At 61.7% G+C, this 19,187-nt stretch carries 14 protein-coding genes and 2 pseudogenes; 5 read left to right on the top strand and 11 right to left on the bottom strand.

Features of this window, described 5'->3' with window-relative positions; translation table 11 throughout:
* Positions 1-2: 2 nt before the first annotated feature.
* Positions 3-998 (bottom strand): annotated as a pseudogene (locus ACX80G_RS03335) (ATPase, T2SS/T4P/T4SS family); the annotation flags it as partial.
* 247 nt (positions 999-1,245) lie between these two features.
* Between ACX80G_RS03335 and ACX80G_RS03330 the strand changes: the two are divergent.
* Complete coding sequence (locus tag ACX80G_RS03330; protein ID WP_459305585.1) at positions 1,246-3,180, top strand: GH25 family lysozyme; 1,935 nt, start codon at positions 1,246-1,248, stop codon at positions 3,178-3,180.
* 103 nt (positions 3,181-3,283) lie between these two features.
* On the opposite strand, the gene ACX80G_RS03325 is transcribed toward ACX80G_RS03330, so the two are convergent.
* The 4 genes from ACX80G_RS03325 to ACX80G_RS03310 are packed head-to-tail and all read right to left on the bottom strand — an operon-like array spanning position 3,284 to position 7,407.
* On the bottom strand, positions 3,284-4,468 hold the full coding sequence (locus tag ACX80G_RS03325; RefSeq protein WP_459305584.1) for a glycosyltransferase family protein: 1,185 nt from the start codon (positions 4,466-4,468) through the stop codon (positions 3,284-3,286).
* Positions 4,469-4,515: 47 nt separating this feature from the next.
* Positions 4,516-6,315 carry an ABC transporter ATP-binding protein gene (locus tag ACX80G_RS03320; RefSeq protein WP_459305582.1) on the bottom strand — a complete coding sequence of 600 codons (1,800 nt, stop codon included), beginning with the start codon at positions 6,313-6,315 and terminating at the stop codon, positions 4,516-4,518.
* A gap of 13 nt (positions 6,316-6,328) precedes the next feature.
* The gene (locus ACX80G_RS03315; protein ID WP_459305580.1) at positions 6,329-6,736 is read right to left on the bottom strand and encodes a DUF2304 domain-containing protein; all 408 of its coding nucleotides are present in this window, start codon (positions 6,734-6,736) and stop codon (positions 6,329-6,331) included.
* 5 nt (positions 6,737-6,741) lie between these two features.
* Positions 6,742-7,407 carry a glycosyltransferase family 2 protein gene (locus tag ACX80G_RS03310; protein ID WP_459305579.1) on the bottom strand — a complete coding sequence of 222 codons (666 nt, stop codon included), beginning with the start codon at positions 7,405-7,407 and terminating at the stop codon, positions 6,742-6,744.
* A gap of 107 nt (positions 7,408-7,514) precedes the next feature.
* Between ACX80G_RS03310 and ACX80G_RS03305 the strand changes: the two genes are divergently transcribed.
* From ACX80G_RS03305 to ACX80G_RS03295, 3 genes and pseudogenes are all read left to right on the top strand, one after another.
* On the top strand, positions 7,515-8,660 hold the full coding sequence (locus tag ACX80G_RS03305) for a glycosyltransferase (RefSeq protein ID WP_459305578.1): 1,146 nt from the start codon (positions 7,515-7,517) through the stop codon (positions 8,658-8,660).
* 31 nt (positions 8,661-8,691) lie between these two features.
* Positions 8,692-10,653 (top strand): DUF6541 family protein, encoded by a 1,962-nt coding sequence (locus ACX80G_RS03300; RefSeq protein WP_459305576.1) that lies wholly within the window; start codon positions 8,692-8,694, stop codon positions 10,651-10,653.
* A 230-nt stretch (positions 10,654-10,883) separates the two neighbouring features.
* Positions 10,884-11,042, top strand: a pseudogene (locus ACX80G_RS03295) (transposase); the annotation flags it as partial.
* Between the two features lie 10 nt (positions 11,043-11,052).
* Here ACX80G_RS03295 and ACX80G_RS03290 read toward each other — a convergent pair.
* Genes ACX80G_RS03290 through glf form a run of 4 tightly spaced genes read right to left on the bottom strand, consistent with a single transcriptional unit; the run spans position 11,053 to position 15,860 of the window.
* Complete coding sequence (locus ACX80G_RS03290; RefSeq protein ID WP_459305575.1) at positions 11,053-11,778, bottom strand: ABC transporter ATP-binding protein; 726 nt, start codon at positions 11,776-11,778, stop codon at positions 11,053-11,055.
* Positions 11,779-11,781: 3 nt separating this feature from the next.
* Positions 11,782-12,672 (bottom strand): ABC transporter permease, encoded by an 891-nt coding sequence (locus tag ACX80G_RS03285; protein WP_459305573.1) that lies wholly within the window; start codon positions 12,670-12,672, stop codon positions 11,782-11,784.
* Positions 12,673-12,675: 3 nt separating this feature from the next.
* The gene (locus ACX80G_RS03280; protein WP_459305572.1) at positions 12,676-14,676 is read right to left on the bottom strand and encodes a glycosyltransferase; all 2,001 of its coding nucleotides are present in this window, start codon (positions 14,674-14,676) and stop codon (positions 12,676-12,678) included.
* Positions 14,673-15,860, bottom strand: coding sequence for a UDP-galactopyranose mutase (gene glf, locus ACX80G_RS03275; protein WP_459305570.1), 1,188 nt, complete (start codon positions 15,858-15,860; stop codon positions 14,673-14,675). Before glf ends, ACX80G_RS03280 begins: the two co-directional genes overlap by 4 nt.
* Positions 15,861-15,981: 121 nt before the next feature.
* On the opposite strand from glf, the gene wecB reads away from it, so the two are divergent.
* Positions 15,982-17,037: a non-hydrolyzing UDP-N-acetylglucosamine 2-epimerase gene (wecB, locus tag ACX80G_RS03270; RefSeq protein WP_459305569.1), complete on the top strand. Its 1,056-nt coding sequence runs from the start codon at positions 15,982-15,984 to the stop codon at positions 17,035-17,037.
* An 18-nt stretch (positions 17,038-17,055) separates the two neighbouring features.
* Here wecB and ACX80G_RS03265 read toward each other — a convergent pair whose 3' ends face one another.
* Together ACX80G_RS03265 and ACX80G_RS03260 are read right to left on the bottom strand one after the other, a co-directional pair.
* Entirely contained in the window at positions 17,056-18,198 is a 1,143-nt protein-coding gene (locus ACX80G_RS03265; protein WP_459305568.1) for a glycosyltransferase, read from the bottom strand.
* Positions 18,199-18,200: 2 nt separating this feature from the next.
* Positions 18,201-19,187: a Gfo/Idh/MocA family oxidoreductase gene (locus tag ACX80G_RS03260; protein ID WP_459305566.1), complete on the bottom strand. Its 987-nt coding sequence runs from the start codon at positions 19,185-19,187 to the stop codon at positions 18,201-18,203.

The following is a 19,187-nucleotide window of genomic DNA, read 5'->3' as shown; positions in this document are numbered from 1 at the left end:
CGTAGTGACTTGACATAGAAAACACTGGAGATATTGTCCCCGGCGAGGAGCGGGAGGGTGCAAATCTTCGTCACTGCGTCATGGGCATTATTGGCGTGAACGCTGCACATGCCCGGTAGCCCCGAATTGAGCGCTACGAGCATGTCAAGGCTTTCCGCCTCCCGGACCTCGCCCACAATCAACCGATCCGGTCGCATCCTGAGTGCTTCCTTCACTAGCCTCCGCAAGGGGATCTCCCCCTGCCCTTCAAGGTTGGGTGGCCGGCACTGCATCCCGACCACATCCCTGAGGGGCAGTTGAAGCTCGAAGATCTCCTCGACGGTTACCACCCGTTCCCTCGAACCGATACTCGCACCAAGGCAGTTCAGCAGCGTCGTCTTGCCGGCCTGGGTCGCCCCGGATACCAGAATGTTCAACCCGCTCGCCACCGCCGCATCAAGAAAGCGGGCCGCCTGAGGCGAGAGCGTTCCCAGCTCGACCAGGTGTTCCAGACGGGTTGCCTTCGCGATGAACTTCCGGATGTTTACCGACCAATGGCGCCGGGTCACGTCAGGGATCACCACGTGGAGTCGAGATCCGTCAGGAAGGGCCGCGTCAACGAAGGGTGAGGAAAGATCCAGTCGCCTGCCGGAAGACTTCAGCATCCGCTCGACAAGGTCATGGATTTGTTGTTCTGAGAGGGTCAACGATGTTAGTTCGGACTCGCCAGAGCGTGCCACATAAATTTCCGCTGGAGAATTGATCCAGACCTCCTCGATGGTGGGATCATCCAGCAGCGGCTGCAGCGGCCCGAATCCCGCCACCGCGTCAAACACGTGTTTTCGCACCAGATCGAGCTGCCCCAGTTGCGGCAACGTGCCGAGAAGTGAGCGTTCGTCGTAGTCGTTGACTGCAGCTTCAACCAGCCGCAACACCTCGCCGCCCTGCCGGGCGGGATCAAGTCCGTGCCGGCGGATGAGCTCGCGTACCTCATCCTCGATCATGCGTACGGCGTCCATAAGACTCCCTGAAATCAGGGCGCCCGGTCATAGGCCGGGATGCCCGAGACCGTGGGTGTAACCGGTGAATGCACTACACCCTAGGGGATGCGGCGTTCCACGCCCACCCCCTGGTGACCCACCTGTGGATAAGGATTCACCCAACAGCAACATCTTTACCTGTAGTCACATCAGCCACAGTGGGTTAGTCTCAAGGGGACGACGCCCTCCCTCTCGCCTCGGGCTCGCATTAATCGGAGAATTTTCTGTGACTCACTCTCGCGCTTCCTCTGTCCTTTCCGCCGTGCTCCTGACGGCCGCCCTCGCCGCCGGATCATTGCCCGCCGTGGCCGCTCCACAGGTCGAACCACCGGTGCCAGCCGTCTCGGCTCCGGCCGAGCCAATCCCGGTTGGCCCAGTGCCGACCGAGCCGTCGCCCACGGTCCCGACGACGCCAGTCCCGGCTGAGCCCGCGACTGTCGATCCGCCCCGGGAGACTGCAGTACCGGTCCCAGCACCTCAGCCGGCCGAACCTGTTGCGCCCGCGGTGGCCGCCCCGGAGGAACTTACTGCTGCTGAGCTGGCTGCAGACCCGGGGGCTCTTGCCGAGTTGATCGGCCCCCACGGTGCCACGCTTGGCCAAGGTGTGGAACGCATCGCCGAGTCGGGCGACCCCCAGGTCCCCACCGCCCGGGAACTTCAGGACCAGTCCTCGCCGAGTGAATCCTCGCCTAGTGAAGCATCTGCGGCGGCGGTGAACACCTGGCGCCCCCAGGGCATCGTCGGCGTCGACGTCAGCAGCCACCAGGGCAACGTCAACTGGTCGGCCGTCTGGAACCAGGGCTCCCGCTTCGCCTATACCAAAGCCACCGAAGCCATGAGCTACCGGAACCCTTACTTCAACCAGCAGTACACCGGGTCCGCCAACACCGGCATGGTGCGCGGTGCCTATCACTTCGCCATTCCGAGTATCTCCTCGGGCGCCGAACAGGCCAACTATTTCATCAACAACGGCGGCGGCTGGGCGGCGGACGGTAAAACCCTTCCCCCACTGCTCGACGTCGAGTATAACCCGTATCCCTCGCTCGGCAACTCCTGCTACAACATGAGCACCACCCAAATGGTCAATTGGATCAGGGACTTCTCCAACACCATGCTGAACCGCACCGGCCGGGTGCCGATGATCTACACCACCACCGATTGGTGGAACAAGTGCACGGGCAACTCGACAGCCTTCACCAACCACCCCCTGCACATTGCCGCCTACAACAACATCGGCGCGGGCACCCTCCCCGCCGGCTGGAACGACTACAGCCTGTGGCAGTACACCAGCGAGGGCCCGGTCGTGGGCGACTGGAACGTTTGGAACGGCACAGCCGCTGCGTTGCAGACTTTCACCCGCAACGCTGCTCCGCCAGCACCACTGGCGCCGCCAGCACCGCCACGTCCCACCGGGCCTTCTATCAGATCCGCAGCCGATATCATCGCCATCGACCGCACCGGCAGACTCTTCAACTACCCGGCCACGGGACGCGGTGATGTGTCCTCAAAGATCCAGATTGGGTTCGGCTGGTCAAACACCCGGTCCATCCACTCAGTGGACTGGAACGGCGACGGCGTCGTCGATATCCTCGCGCAGTGGACCAACGGTCGCCTTAGCGTTTACCTCGGCAAAGCAAGCGGCGGGTTCAACTCTCCGCAGATCCTTGCCGCCTCGGGCTGGAGCGGCATGAAAATCACCGTGGGACCATGGCTGCGGGGCGCCCGGCCGGCTATCGTCGGGACACGCTCTGATGGGTCCATTCACTACTGGTCCCAGTCGAACAATGGGAACCTCGATTTTCCCCGCCAGATAGGCCACGGCTTCGGCAGCATGTCAGTAGTGATGACCGACTACGATGGCGACGGTCGCCAAGATCTATTGGCCCGGAATGCCGCCGCCAAATTGGTCCTTTACCGTGGCTCCGGCGCAGGTGGATTCCAGTATGAATCCCGGCGCTTTGTCGGTACCGGCTGGCAGTCCGCTCACACCATGGACAGTGTCGGCGGTTTCGCTGGCTCGGACAGCCGGGGCATCATCGCGAAACGTTACGACGGCACAATTCACTACTACCCTCTCAAATCCGGTGGAGGATGGGACACCTGGGCCCAGTTCGGCCATGGTTGGACCTCACTCACGCTTGCCGGCACCCAGTTGAACTAATCTCGGCTCCCATCTAATTCAGGCTCCGTTCCCCTTCAAGTCGAAGGGAACGGAGCCTGAGCCCGTTTACAGCTGTGCTCCAGCCGATAAACCATTCACCCAGTCAGGAGACGCCGGCCAGCTTCTTGACCGCCGCAATCCACGGTGCAGCAACATTCTCGGCGCTGAGGGTCCGGGCGGCCAGATGAGATGCCTGCTTCATCTTGTCGACCTGCTGGGGCGTCAAATCGATCAGAACGCGGGCCGCAGATTCGGCGTCGAAATCCTTCGACACCACGCCGAACCCGTGTTCCTCGACAACGCGCTTCATTTCCGGTGACGGGCCGATGAGCACTGCAAGCCGAGCCTGAACGAATTCGAAGAGCTTGTTAGGCAGGGCGTGGAGCATATTGAAGTTTACTGGAGGGCAAAGGTAGAAGCCAATGTCGTAGCCATGCAGCAGCCCAACGATCTCCTCGAATTTCACCGGGGGCAGCATCCTGATGACGCCACCGGGTACGGCCGCCGCTTTAACTGCCAATTCGTCGATGTAGTCTTGATCTCCGGGGACCAGGACGACGTCAAAGGTCACGCTGCCAGGTTTCAACTCGTTGGCGCGGGCGACGGCGTCGATCATGGTTTCGATCTTGCGGCCACGGCCAGCTGCACCAGCGTGGATCAACCTGAGAGGCACTCCTACCGGAGAAGGATTGTAGCGGGCGTCGTAGTACGACGCGTTAGGAACGACTGCCGGCTGGGCAATGCCGTAGACGGAAGCGTATTCTTCTGCGATACCCTTGGCGACCGTCGACACCGAGTCAGCCTTCGTGACGTACTTCCGGCAGGCCCAATCCATCAGCGGACCGACTAGAAGCTTCCATTGCAGCTTGTCCTCGCCCTGGCGTGGCGCATACTCGTGCAAGTCAGCGTGGATACCCTTGCGGGGCCGGAGTGCGACCGCGGCCGGCACTGCTAGGGCGTCGTTGGCGACAATCACGTCGACGCTGCCTGCGGGGATGTTCCGCAGGACATATTTGACTCGGTCGGAGTCGAAGTACAGTCGTTCGTGGAACCGGGCGCCGAGAAGTATAGCTACCTTCTTGAAGTCCGGCCGCCACGGTTTGTAATCGCTGGGAATTTCAACGTGCTCGACCACTCCTTCAGGAGCGGCACCATAACCGCAGGAAAGCACATCGGCGAACTCGCTGAAAAACTGAATCTGTCGCAGGACCCGGGGATCCCGGTGGATAGGTGAGAAGGACAGCACGAGAATGCGCGGACGAGCTCCGGGAAGGTTTCCCTCGGTCATGGTTTTACTCCAGAATTAGTTGGATTGCGGTCTGGGGGCTGTGAAAACTAGGTCAGTCCCGCCAGGGCGGCCTGCTCGGCAAAGTCTGGCATCTGCGCTATGACTTCGGCGAAGGTTCCCTGGGCGGCCAGCTTGCCATCCGCGAAGAAGAAGACCACGTCGCTGTCCCGGATTGTCGACAGGCGGTGGGCGACCGTAATGGTGGTAACGCTTCCAGTGAGATTGCGGACGGCCTGGGTGACGGCGGCCTCGGTCGCCGTATCGAGTGCGCTGGTGGCCTCGTCCATCACGAGTACCGCGGGATCGGCGTACAGCCCACGGGCGATGCCGAGGCGCTGGCGCTGCCCACCGGACAGCGCCATTCCTCGTTCACCAACAGCGCCAAGAATGCCGTCGGGGCGTCTCTCGACCGTCTCAAGCATTTGCGCTCGTTCCAATGCTCGCCGAACGCGATCCGCATCTACCTGATCGGGATCCCAGGTCAGGGCCACGTTCTGGGCGATCGAAGCATCAAAGAGTGACACTTCCTGCGGCACGTAGCCGACTCGGGATCGCCAGGAATGAAGAACAGCCCGCATTGGGACTCCCCCTACCAATACTTGGCCGGAGCTGGGCAGCAAAAGCCCCAGCAGTAGATCGATCAGCGTGGACTTGCCTGCGCCCGACGATCCCACTACGGCTACCCGCGAGCCGGATGGAATCGTCATGGTCACGCCGTTGAGTGCAGGTATATCCGCCCCGGGGTAGGTGAACGACACATCTGTCAGCACCACGTCGGGCACCCCTTCAGGAAGCTCCGATTGATCTGGTTCTTCCTGGTCCTTAGCGCTAGCCTCAGCCTCTTTGATGTCAGAAAGCACCTGTTCAGCGAAGGGAGAGTTGGAGTGCACCATGGACAGAATGGCCTGGAACCGCGTCAGCGACGGGATAATCCTGAAGCCGGCGACACCGAACAGCGCGACAGCCGCCAGGGCATTGGTGACCGGATCGACGCTGGATGGGCTAGTGACCAGTCCCACCGCACCCACCAGCATAAAGCCACCGATCAGCCCGGCTTCAAGGACGAAGCGCGGTACTTGGCCGAGGAAAATCGCCAGCGCCCTAGCTTTTGACGAATGAATGCGGTTGTTGTGGACCGCTTTCTCGACGTCCGGAGAGGCGCCGCGGAGGGTGACTTCCTTCAGCGCGCCAACCGCTTCAGTTAGAAGACGGACGGTCCTGAACGAGAACTGACGGTTGCGTCGCCCGTTGGCCACAGCACGCTTGGAGATGCCGCGCGAGAGCAGGAGCGCGATCAGGCCCAGGTAGATGATTGCTGTTACCGCTGTGATCCAATTACTGACGAACAGCACGCTCACAACTGCGATCACCGAGACAATCTCGCCCGCCAACCCCATCGACGGCATCAGTACCCCGGAGACGGTTAGGGACACCCCTGAATCCACTGAACGAACGAGCTCAGCCGAGTTCCGCTTCAGACGGTCAACCCAGGGAGCCCTCATGTAAGCAGCTAGCAGCCGATCACCAATTGCTACTTCGTGGGAGGCGAAACGAGAGGTCGCATACCGCAGCAAGAGGATATTTAGCCCACTCTTGATGATGACCAAAGTGCAAAACACTGCCAAGACGGCAATGTAGTGGCTCACTTCATCGATCTGTCCGAACGGCCCGAGGTTGACCGGGGTACCGGTGATGATGCTCGACATCACGATGGCAAGTAGTCCCAAGGCGACCACATCAATGAGTGATAGCAGGGAGGAAAGGATTGCGTAGCGCAAGAGGAACCTGCGCGCGCTGGGTGGCAGGACCGCCAAAAGCTGGCGGTTAATGCTGATAAGTGATTTCATGGCTCCCGCAAGATTAGCTTAGTTGGGTCTGCGGAGGGTCGTCCGATGGGGCTCCGGGCAAGCTCTGCGCACCGGTTTCCGACTCCCAGACGTGAGGTGTTTCATCCAACGCGACCCTGCGGGCCAGCCTGGTCAGTGAGTCCTCCATGTGACGGTTGCGCTGGGCGGAGGACGCCATGAAGACCATGAAGCAGACGATAAACCCGTACAGGACTAGGTCAGTCCCCCGGCCGATGCCGAACAGGTTCGCCAGGCCGGTTAGGAGCCCTGGCAGGAAGATGGACAGGACCGCGACCAGAGCGAAGCCCAGCAGGAGGATCCTGCGGATCGCCAGATGGCTGGCGTTCGCGCCACCCCTCATCAGGACCAGTGAGCCGAGGATCACAGCGAGGACTAAGACGAACTGGACGATAAGGAGCATGGGGTTCACCTGAAGAAGAGGTCGGCAAGGATGTTGACGCCGTTAAGGAGGGACTGGCCTTTGGCCTTCGAATAGTCGGTATAGATGATCTCGACGGGGTGCTCAGCGAGCCGTGGTTTGATCTCGGCCAACTGGTGGATCAATTCGGACGCGTGGGCCATCCGGTTCTGCTTCAGGTGAATCCGCCGGGCGACGTCAGCGTTGATCACCCGGAGGCCGTTGTGGGCGTCAGTTAGTTCGAGGCCCGTCGACATCCTCGACTGGAACGCTACGGTGCGCAACACGAGGCGCTTGAGCGGTGAGATTTTGGTGCGCCCGTCGAGGAATCGTGATCCCAGGACCACTTCCAGCTCGCCGGAACGTACTCGGGCGAGCATTTCCTGTGCATCCTGCACACGGTGCTGGTTGTCGGCGTCGAATGTGATGACCGCGTCCAGCGCGGGATCCTGCAACGCGTACTCAAGACCGGTCTGGAGGGCTGCGCCCTGCCCCAAGTTGAAGGGGTGAAGAACGACGACGGCACCCGCCGCTGCTGCTGCCTCCGGAGACCCGTCAGTGCTCCCGTCATCGACGCACACGACGTGGGGGAAATGTGGGAGCAGTCCCTTGATCACACCACCAACTACGGTGGCTTCGTTATACATTGGTATGACGACCCAGGAGCGACTCACAGGGGTAAGTATTCCATATCTTCCTCGACCCGATCCTCAGCTTCACCACAGGGGGCACGCCGCCGCACCGGGCCGGGAAGCCCGGCCGAACCGCTAGGCTAGCGCTCATGACCCTCCGCATCCTCTGCATCTCCTTTTCGGATATCAACGCTGATTCCAGGGTGCTGCGACAGGTGAAAGTCCTTGCCGAATGTGGAACGGTCACGACGGCGAGCTATGGTTCGGCCCCGCCCGGGTCGACCACCCACCTTGAGGTTGACTCGGCTCTTCCCTCCCTACCCCAGACGGTTAAGGGTGTGATTGGTCTGGCCCTGCGGCGTTTCAATACTGCTGGTCAACAGGCGCCTGCCGTCCGACAGGCGCGTGAGCTCATCGGGGAGACGCGATTCGATTTGGTGGTGGCCAACGAGGCGCGCGCGCTGCCATTGGCCCACGCTGTCGCTGGGACGGCTCCAGTCCTCGGTGACATGCATGAGTGGGCACCCGAGGAGCGGTCCCATGTGCTCTCCTGGAAGTTGCTGGTGAAGCCCTACATGACCTGGGTGTGCCGGACCTATTTGCCTCTCTCCGCCGCGGTCCTCACTGTCAACGACTCCATCGCCCGCCTGTATACGGAGCGGTTCGGCTGCCCGGTGGAGGTGGTGCGCAACGCCGGCCCGCTGCGTGAACTGGAGCCGTCGGCCATGGTGCCCGGGCTGATCCGCCTGGTGCACAGCGGTGCAGCGGTCCCCGGACGGAATCTTGAGGGAATGATCGAAGCCGTTAAGATGCTTGATGAGCGTTTCAGCCTTGACCTCTATTTGGTCAAGGCACGCGACGGTGGCAGGTACTGGGACTCACTGCGTGCCGCTGCCGGCACACTTGACCGGATCACTTTCCACGACGCGGTGTCCCCTGATGAGTTACCTGCCACCCTCAACGGGTACGACGTGGGAGTGTTCAGCCTCCCGCCACGAACCACCAACCACGCACTGATGCTCCCGAACAAGTTTTTCGACTTCGTCCAGGCACGGTTGGCGATCGTGTTCAGCCCGTCACCCGAGACGTCTAGACTGATAAGGGACCATCGGCTTGGCGCAGTGACCCGGGGCTTCACGGCCGACGACCTCGCGAGGACCCTGTCCGCGCTCACAGAGGCCGAAGTCTCCCAGTTCAAGCGGAACTCCCATATTGCGGCGCCGGAGCTGAGCAGCGCAACAGACGAAACGGTGATTCGGGCCGTCGTGGAACGGCTTACCGCTCCCCGGACATAACTGCGATGACCCAGAAAAAGGTGAAGTACTGATGAGTTGGTGGCAGGCGGCCCCCATCATCCTGATGGCAGTGGTCATCCTGACGGTGCCGGGATTTTTGGTGGCAAGGGCCTGCGGTGCCCGCGGGCTCACCTCGGTGACCCTCGCGGCACCAATTTCTGTTTCCCTGGCCTCCGTTGGCGCGATCCTGGCCCCTTTCCTTTCCATTCCTTGGTCTCCCGCGGTCCTGATCGGGATGACCCTGGTGACTGCCGCCGGCGGACTGCTGATTCGATTCCTCTGGCAGCGTTCCCGGGGTCGGGAACTAGTCCTCGTGTATCGCCCCACCAGGGCTGGGCTACTGACCGCTGGCCTATGCGCCTTGGCCGTTGCCGTTCCCGCGTTGATCATCGGGGCTCGGTTCGCCGAAATGTTTGTCGGTCCAGAGAATATCTCCCAGTCCTACGACAACATTTTCCACCTGAACTCGCTACGCTACATTCTCGACACCGGATCCGGGTCTTCCCTGACATTGGGTAACCTCACCAACGGCGGAACGGGGTTCAGCTTCTACCCTGCGGCGTGGCATGACCTCATCACCCTGGTGGCCCTCACCAGCGGTGCTCCGATTGCTGTTGCAGTGAACGCTACGAATATCGCTATTGGCGCCGTCGTCTGGCCACTGTCGGCCCTATTTATGGTCACCCGTATTGCCGGGGAAAAGCCCCTGCCGATCCTGTTGACCGGGGCCCTGGCGGCCGCGTACCCCACCTTCCCCTACCTAATGGTGGACTTCGGCGTCCTGTACCCGTATCTCCTCTCGATTGCCCTTCTCCCCGTGGGAATAGGGCTTGCCGGCACCATGCTGGGTGTGGTCCAGGATCCTTTGAATGGCCGGTTTCTGGCGGGGATCGGGCTGCTGGCCGTTCTGCCGGCGATAGCCCTCTCCCACCCGAGCACCATGATCGCCCTCTTCCTCTTCGCCGTCCCCCTGGCTGGCCTGGTGCTATGGCGCACCACCCGGCAATTGGTCCGCCGTGGCGCCCCATGGTACCGCCACCTCGCTCGCCCAGCTTTGTTCATGGCTTACGTGGCGTTTACCTACTACTTCTGGATTTCCTTTCGCCCGTCGCTGCAAAACTCTCTGTGGGCACCATTCCTGAGTACCACTCACGCCGTCGGTGAGGCTCTCGCCGTTGCACCTATGCGCGGTCAAATCAACTGGATCATGCTGGTGCTAACCCTTATAGGCCTTGCGGCAACTATCAATAACCGCAAGTACTGGTGGGTGCTCGGCATCTACGCAGCTAGTGCCCTGCTGTACGTCAATGTTGCCAGCGTTGAAAAGGGCGATCTGCGCAGCTTCTTCAGCGGCCTCTGGTATAACGACAGCAACCGGCTAGCCGCCCTGCTACCCGTCGCTGCCATCCCCTTGGCGGTATTGGGCGGAACCGCCATTCTCTCGGCCATCGTTCGACGGACGACGAACTGGCGGACCCAGCAGGTGGCCGCCTGGCTGGTGATCGTCATTGGTTGCACTACTATCGGATTCCTCGGTCAGGGTGAGGCTATCGAGAATGCCCAGGCGAAGGCCCGCAAGGAGTACGTCCTAGACCGCAACTCGGAATTGATCACCAATGACGAACTTACCCTCATTGAGCGGCTGGACCAGTCAGTTCCCGAGGGCGCGGTCGTGGTCGGGAATCCGTGGACCGGAGCCTCTCTTGCGTACGCGCTTGGAGATCGAAATGTTCTTCTGACCCATGCCTCAAGCCGCGCGGCCGGCGACGCCGAACTGCTGATGAACCAGCTGGATGAGGCTGCGGTACAGCCTGAGGTATGCCGTGCCGTGCAGGAACTGGGCGCATTCTATGCCCTCGAATTCGGCGATGTTGAGGTGCATGCCGGATCCCATCCGTTCCCTGGTCTGGACAACCTTGCCACTGCCCCGGGAGTCAAATTAATCGACCGCGAAGGGAAGGCGAGGCTGTACGAAATCATTGCCTGCCGGTAGACCCGTTACGCCGTCACCTTTTCCTAGAACGTTCTTGTCACAGGCGTGTCGGCCGGTCGATCCCGGCACGCAAATCCACCCCGAGCCGCTGATCGGGCTCTCTGCGTCCATGTTCGCCGCATTCAATCAGATCATGATGCCGACACGGGCCGAACACCTTTCAGCTCTGCGCTGACAACCGGACGACGTCACACGCAGACCGGGGAACCCGTGGAGGCCCGGGTCCTGACGGCGTCGCACCCGTGACCCGCCGGCCTGGGACTTCTATTATGGGAGAACACTCAAGCCGGCGGGGCAATGAGAAACTCAAACGCGCAATGTTCCTCCCGGCGTTCGTCGCGTTGCACCACCCGCCCACCTCGGCCTATGGCGACCGCGAACGAACCGAGAAGGACCCCCTTAGGCACGCATCCTCGACACCACGTCGGCTACCGGGGCATCCATGACAATGCGTCCGTGTTCAAGCAGCACCCCCCGCGAGCAGACCTGCACCACGAGGTCGAGATCATGACTAACGACGACGAGGGTCTTACCCGCGGCAGCCAGTTCCTTGATCTTGGCGAGACACTTCTTCTGGAAGGGCTCGTCACCGACGGCAAGAATCTCGTCGACCAGGAAGACCTCAGGATTGGTGTGCACGGCGACGGAGAAAGCGAGGCGCAGGTACATCCCCGACGAGTAAAATTTCACCTCGGTGTCGATGAACTGACCGATCTCCGAAAAGTCGACAATCGATTCGAACAGGTCGTCGATCTGCTGTTCGGTCATACCGAGGATGGCACCGTTTAGGTACACGTTGTCGCGTCCGCTGAGGTCAGGATGGAAACCGGCACCCACCTCGATGAGGCCCGCCACCCGTCCCCGGGTCCGCACGGTACCGCTATCGGGCAGCATAACCCCAGAGATGTGCTTCAGCAGGGTCGATTTGCCCGATCCGTTAAGCCCCAGCAGAGCCACTGACTCACCCTGGCGAACCACAAGCGATACGTTGTCGAGGGCATGGAATTTTTGGGAGAGGTCACCCTTGCGCCCCTTGACCAGCCAGACAAACGCTTCCTTGATGGAACGGGTATGGCGCAGCACAAACTGCTTCGAAATCCCTCTAACTTCAATGGCGGTGGTCACGGGTCACAACTCCTGGGCAAAGCGGCCTTCGAGCCGCCGGAAGGTCCATTGGCCCAGAACAGTAACCAGAAGGGCGGTGACCAATCCGATCGGAAGCCACATATCGAGCAGGTCGGACGGGACGGCGATGGTCGCGTCGGTGATTTCCGACGTCGTCGGAAGCCAGAAGGCGAAATGGAACAGCTCGACGGCAATCGTCAGCGGATTTGCCTGATAGACCACGAGGAGTACCGATGCCGTTCCGGCGGAGAACGCCGTCGCCAGTCCGTCCCGGACCATGATCCAGGTGTAGAGCACTGGCGAAGCCCAGGTGGCGATCATCAGTAACATGTCGACGAAGTTCTCGCTGTCCCTGAAGTACACGTTGGCGGCACCAAAGAACAAGCCGAGGCCGGTAGCCAGCAATGCCACGATCACGAAACCAGCCAATGCCGCGATGAGCTGAAAGATGCCGGGGGTCCACCCGGCGACGAGGCAAGCAACCAACAGCACCAGGAGTTGCGGCAGGAAATGTACCGCCGATACCCAGACCGAGGCGACCGGGAACAGCTCCCGGGGCAGATAGATCTTCTTGATCAAACCACCGTTGCCCACCACTGAGCGGGAAGCGTTGCCGAGCGCCTCGTTGAAGAAGTTGATCAGGACAATGCCCGAGAACAGGTAGATGGCATAGTTTTCGGTGTTCCGGTTCATCCCGAGGAAGACCCCAAGCGCAAACCAAAACACCAGGAACTGCACTCCCGGCTTGACGTAGGACCAGAGGATTCCCAACACCGAACCGCGGTACCTGACCTTGAGTTCCTTGGCAACCAGAAGCTTCAGGAGGAAGCGGGACCGCAGGACGTCGCGCAGACCAGCACCCAGGCCGGGTGTGGTGAGTTCACTGGTGCTCAACCGCTATCCACTCTTCTCGGAGTTTTCTTCAAAGGTCTTTTTCCAGGCCTCGAAGGACGTGATCTCCTCGGCAGCTGCCTTGTACCGGGCGCTAAGTTGCGGCCAGCTCCGAAGGATTTCGGCGTTGAGTCGGCCCGCCTCGGCGAGCATCGCGCGCAACTTTTTGGGATCGCGCTGGTACCAGGAGGCACCACTGCCCTCGGCGTTGGACACCACAGCACTGTCGTACTGCGACATCCGCCACCACTTGTTGTCCTGGTGGGCGACAAAGGCCTGCGGGCGTTCCCTGCTTGAATCCTGGACCGGCTTGCTGAGCTGGCGGAAAAGAGTCTTCGCAGCCCAAGGCACCAGGGTGGCGTAAGAAGGCGCCCGGAAGCCCTGCCCCTGCCGTGGTGGCTTGTCCATCCGTGCGCCGGGGAAAGCATCGGGGTCAGTCTTGACCTGGGAATCGGGGAAGTCCTTGGTCATCGCCCGGATATCGGTGAGCTTCGTAGGAAGGACGTCATGAAGCTGCTCCGGGCCCTTGAGGATGTCCTGGAGGGCCATGATCCTGCCGCGCGCCGTGTAGTACTGCATGGAGATCAGGTGCTTGATGTCCATGTACCCGGATTCACGCACCACGCGACCACCGCGCTCATACGGGCTGTGGATCAATGCTGTGATCATCCGGTTACGGGTATGGAAATAGGCCTGCCAGCCCACCAGGTCGTCCTTGTCGATCCAGGACACATGCCAGACCGCTGAACCCGGCATCGACACCGTCGGGTAGCCAGCAGCCTTGGCTCGCAGTCCGTATTCGGCGTCGTCCCATTTGATGAACACGGGCAGGGACAGGCCGATGTCCCTGATGACTGCCGTCGGGATTAGGCACATCCACCAGCCGTTGTAATCGACGTCGACGCGTCGATGCAGCCACGGGGTGTGGCGAAGATTGGACCGGACGAAGTCGTGGCCCAGGACCTGTCCAGCCACCGGTTGGTCCGGCTGGAACCGCCACGGGTTCACCGTCTCGCCGAAGGTGTGCAAGACGGTCCGGTTGTAAAGGTCGAACATGTGTCCGCCGACGATGGTCGGGGTTTTGCAGTGATCGGCGAACGTCAGCAGCCGGGCAATGCTCTCCGGCTCGATGACGACGTCGTCATCGAGCAGTAAGGCGTAATCGCTACCATTTTCGACTGCCTCATACATGCCGCGGGCAAAACCGCCCGAGCCGCCCAGGTTGGCCTGGTTGATGATCCGCAGCTTGCCGTGGAGGGCCGCTTCCACCTCCGCGAATCCTGGCTGGTCCGCAACCTTCTGAGTGCCCTGATCCACGACGAGGATTTCCTTTAGAGGGGCAAGCGAATCAGGGTGGTTGGCCAGAATCGACAGGTTGTTCAGGCAGAAGTCGGGCTTGTTCAGGGTGGTAATCTCCAGGGTGATCGACCCCTGGCTCTCGACGGAGTGGGGCGCCTGCCACTCGGCCTCGTCCAGGATCAGGCGGCCCGAGCCTGCTACCAGATCGAACCAGTACCAGCCACCGTCGCCGAAGGGTGCGAGGGACAGGTCAAAGGTGGTCACAGTAGAGTCGGTGACCCGCTTGGTCTCGACGTGCTGAAGAGAACCTCGTGCGTTCGACTTGTACACGCTGATCCCGCCGTCGCCGGTGGTCGCAACGCTGAGCCTGACGGACTGGACGGTGGTCCAGCGGCGCCAGTAACTGGCGGGAAAAGCGTTGAAATAGGTGCCGAAGGAGACTCGCTCACCGGACCGCACCAGGGTCGAGCGCCGGGACTTGAAGTCCTCCGCATGGATTTCCTTCGAATCGCCGCCGCGCGACGATCCCCCGCCCTGGCTAGAAACGCTGCCATCCATCGTGTTGAGCTGCACGCTGAGCGCGCTTCCCGTGTCCAGGTAAAGCGGAGCCGTGTCAAGGTCGCTTTGGTTAGGCAGGACGACGCGCTGCAGGGTTTGCCAGTTCATCTCGGTGGCGTGGTCTTTGGCGATAGTGGCGGGGTTGCTCATGCGTCCACTCCTCCGCTTTCGAGCGTGGCGCCGTCAGTGAAGTGCGGCTTGAGTTTGTTGTCAAACATCGACAGGGCCGACCCGATGGCCATATGCATGTCAAGGTACTTGTAGGTGCCGAGGCGACCGCCGAACAGGACCGACTTCTCGCCCTTCGCCAGGTCACGGTAGGCGCTCAGCTTGGACCGGTCCTCGCTGGTGTTGACCGGGTAGTACGGCTCATCCTCCTTCTCCGCGAACCGGGAGAACTCGCGCATGATGACCGTGGCGTCCTTGGTGTAGTCCCGTTCGGGGTGGAAGTGGCGGAATTCATGGATCCGTGTGTAGGCGGTATCCTCATCGGGGTAGTTCATGACTGAACAGCCCTGGAAGTCCTCAACGGGGAGAACTTCCTCCTTTAGGTCGATGGTCCGCCAGGATAGGTCACCCTCGGCGTAGTCGAAGTAGCGGTCCACCGGCCCGGTGTACACGACGGGGACCTGGCCCAGGGTGGCGGCGCGGGAGAACTTGTGGTTGTCGTCAAAAAAATCTGTGTTGAGCTGCACGGTGATGTTGGGATGGTCGGCCATCCGCTCGATCCAGGCCGTGTATCCGTCCACGGGCAGACCCTCGTACTTGTCGTTGAAGTACCGGTTGTCGTAGGTGTAGCGGACGGGGAGCCGGGAAATGATCTCCGCTGGCAGGTCACGGGGATCGGTCTGCCATTGCTTGCCCGTGTAGTGCTTGATGAAGGCCTCGTAGAGCGGCCGGCCGATGAGCTGAATGCCCTTGTCGTTGAGGTTCTGCGGGTCTGTTCCGGCGAGCTCCCCGGCCTGCTCCTGGATCAGGGCACGTGCTTCGGCGGGACCGTAGGAGGCCCTGAAGAACTGGTTGATCGTGCCCAGGTTGATGGGCATCGGGTACACCTCGCCCTTGTGGCTTGAGTACACCTTGTGGACGTAATTGGTGAACTCGGTAAACCGGCTGACGTAGTCCCAGACCCGCTCGTTGGAGGTGTGGAACAGGTGCGCACCGTAGCGGTGCACCTCGATGCCGGTCTGCGCTTCCTTCTCGCTATACGCGTTACCGCCAATGTGGTGGCGACGGTCGAGGACCGCCACCTTCAGGCCGAGCTCGGTGGCCGCCCGTTCAGCAATGGTCAGGCCAAAGAAGCCCGACCCTACGACAACGAGGTCAACGTTCACAAACACTCCTGAATTGTTGGGGGCAACGCCAGCTACTCGGCGCTCTGCCTGCACAAGATTACCGGAGAATCGGGTTGCGGCTTGTATTTAGGCAACAAGCGCAACAGCTAAAGTGGAACCCATGCGTATCCTCAGCGTCGTTGGCGCACGCCCACAGTTCGTGAAGCTCGCTCCCATTGCCGCAGCCATGAAGGGCCGGGCAGAGCACCTCATAGTCCACACCGGCCAGCACTACGACTCGCTGATGTCGGACGTGTTCTTCCAGGACCTCGCCATTCCTGCACCCGATTACAACCTGGGTGTCGGGTCCGGTAAGCACGGTCAGCAGACCGGAACCATGCTGGCGGGGTTAGAGGAGATCTTCGAGCGGGAGCGCCCCGACATGGTGCTGGTCTATGGGGATACGAATTCCACCCTCGCTGCCGCGCTAGCCGCCGTGAAGCTGCACATCCCGGTAGCCCATCTTGAAGCGGGCCTGCGGTCCTTCAACCGCCGGATGCCCGAAGAACACAACCGGGTCCTGACCGACCACGCCTCCGATACGCTGCTGGCGCCGACCGAAGTCGCGATGGGTCATCTGGCCGCTGAGGGGCTGGCTGACAAAAGCGTGCTCGTGGGCGATGTGATGACCGATGTCCTCTTCAAAACCCGGGATTCGCTGTTGGCCCGGGATGAACCGCTTCCAGCCGGGCTGCTCCCGGCCGGGTATTACGTCAGCACTATCCACCGCCCGGACAATACCGATGATCTGGGGCGGCTGCAGCAGATCATCACCTCCCTGTCCCGGTTGGACAAACCCGTACTTCTTCTTGCCCACCCGAGGCTGGTGGATCTGGCGGCTGCTCACGGTATCGAGCTGGAGACCGGAGCGATCCGGGTGGGCCAGCCCTTGGCCTACCCAGGGTTGATCAACGCGGTCATGAACAGTGCGGGCGTGATTACCGACTCGGGCGGACTGCAGAAGGAAGCTTTCCTGTTGCGAGTGCCGTGCACAACGATCCGGCCGGAAACCGAATGGGTCGAAACGGTTGAGCTGGGCTGGAATGTCCTCGTATCCGAGCACCTCGACACCCTTGCAGACGTCGTGCAACGCCCCCAGCCTGAACCAACGTCAGCGGTCCCCTATGGCACAGGCGCTGCTGCCACTGCCGTCCTTCATGCGCTGACCACCCGGTAAGACCGCCCGACCGGTTGGTCAGTCGCGGGCGGCAGCCTCAATGACTGTCGCAGCCTTCTCGCCCACGCTGGTCAGCGAATAGTTTTCTTCAACCCACCGGGAAATGCGCTGGCGTTCGGCTGCCTGCCGCGGCCAGGCGAGTGCATCCCGCATTGCCGCAGCGACCGCAGCGGCGTCCCACTCGACGCTGACCCCAAGATGTTCGCCGGTAATGATGTCCTTCAGCGGTCCGACACCCGCGTAGATGACTGGCGTACCGCAGCTGAGGCTGACCAGGGCTTTCGTCGCGAAGGCGAAGTCGTAGCCGCGCGCCGGACGCACCGAGGCGAGGCCCGCGACGCTCCCCCGCAGCGCGGCGGACACCTGTCCGCCGTTGACATTGCCCCTGAATTCGATGGGGGCTGATGCCTCCTGGGCGCGGGTCCGCAAAGCATCGAGTTCCACACCCTGGCCCAGCATCACCAGCCGGACGTCGGGAAATTCGTCAGCAATCCTGATGAATCCGTCGACGAACACGCCGGCACCCTGAATCTCGGACATGGTGCCGGCGTAGACGAAGTAGCGCCCGGTGTCGGAGCCGGCTGGCCCGTCAATAGTGAACTGGTCGGTGTCGACTCCGGTTCCCACGTTCACGATCCGCTCAGAAGACCCCACTAGGGAGGCAACAGCGGTTGAAACCCCCTCAGACACCGTTAGGATACGGCGCGCCCTGGACAGGGTCCAGCGCTCGACAGCGCGAAGCACCCGAACTACTGCTGGCGAGACCCCAATCCCCTCGGCAGCTACCGAGCTGACGTCGGCGGCAAAATAGACGAAGGGCTTGCGCCGCAGAGCCGTGGCTACCCGGACGACCACGCCCGTAGTGGGCGGCGGCTCCACGACCACCAGATCGAAGGCTGGGGCCGTCAGCAGTCTGAAAAACAGGGGAATGTCGAAGCTGGCGTACTGCACATAGCCGCGTACCGCCCCTGCCTTATCCCGCAGGACCGGCCAGCGGCTGACGGTCGGTGAGGACTTTTTACCGCCCGGCGACGAGGTGGTCAGCACGGTGACGTGGTGGCCCCGTCCTTCCAGGGCTTTCACCATGGCTGCCAGCCGAAAAGCGGCAGCCCCCGTCTCCGGGGCATAGATGCGCGTCGCAACAAGAATTCGATGAGGCATCCCTAAAGCTTTATCGTTGAGCCGGCACGGGCCGATTCGATGATGGCTTCGGCCACTCTGAGGGTGTTGAGGCCTTCGCGCATGGTGACGATGGTGTTCGAGTTGCCTAGCACTGCGTCCCTGAAAGCCTCGTGTTCGGACCTGAGAGGTTCGCGTTTGGTCAGGGCGAGGCGGGTGATGTTGCCTTCGGACACTCCCCTGAAGTTGGAGACGGCTTCCCATTCGGTATTGATGGTGCCGTTCTCGAAGAACGTCAGGTCTGCAGTCAGGGTGTCAGCGACGAACGCGCCCTTTTCTCCGGTGACTACGGTGAGGCGTTCCTTCATCGGTGAAAGCCAGTTCACTAGGTGGGAGGTGATGACACCGTTTTCCAACTGGCAGGACGCGGTGACCATGTCTTCGTGCGGGCGACCGGACCGGGTGCTGGTCAACGCTGACACCGAGGCGAAGGGTGATTGCGCCAGCCAGGCGGTGAGATCGATATCGTGGGTGCCGAGGTCCTTCACGACGCCGACGTCGGCAATCCGGGACGGGAACGGGCCCTGACGTCGGGTGGCGATCTGGTAAACGTCGCCGAGGTCCCCGTTTTCGATCCTGGCCCGCAGGGACTGGAGTGCCGGGTTAAACCGTTCGATATGCCCCACGGCACCGACCAGGTTCGCTTCTTCAAAGGCCTCAACGAGGCGCTGTCCGCCGTCGATGGTCGACGCGATGGGCTTCTCAACCATGGTGTGGATACCCGCAGCAGCCAAGGCCAACCCGACTTCCTCGTGCAACCCGGTCGGCACCGCGCAAACTGCCATGTCGATGCCCTGGGCGATGAGTTCAGCGACTGACCCGCACACCGGTAGGGATCCGGCGACGCCGTGCGGGTCGCCGAACGCGTCAGCGACGGCGACCAGTTCCAGGCCGTCGACTTCCCGGATCACCCGGGCGTGGTGACGGCCCATCATGCCGAGCCCGATCAAGCCGACTTTCAGATCCGCCAT

The sequence above is a fragment of the Arthrobacter glycogeni genome, assembly GCF_054510815.1.
This window is presented reverse-complemented; position numbering and strand designations above follow the sequence as displayed.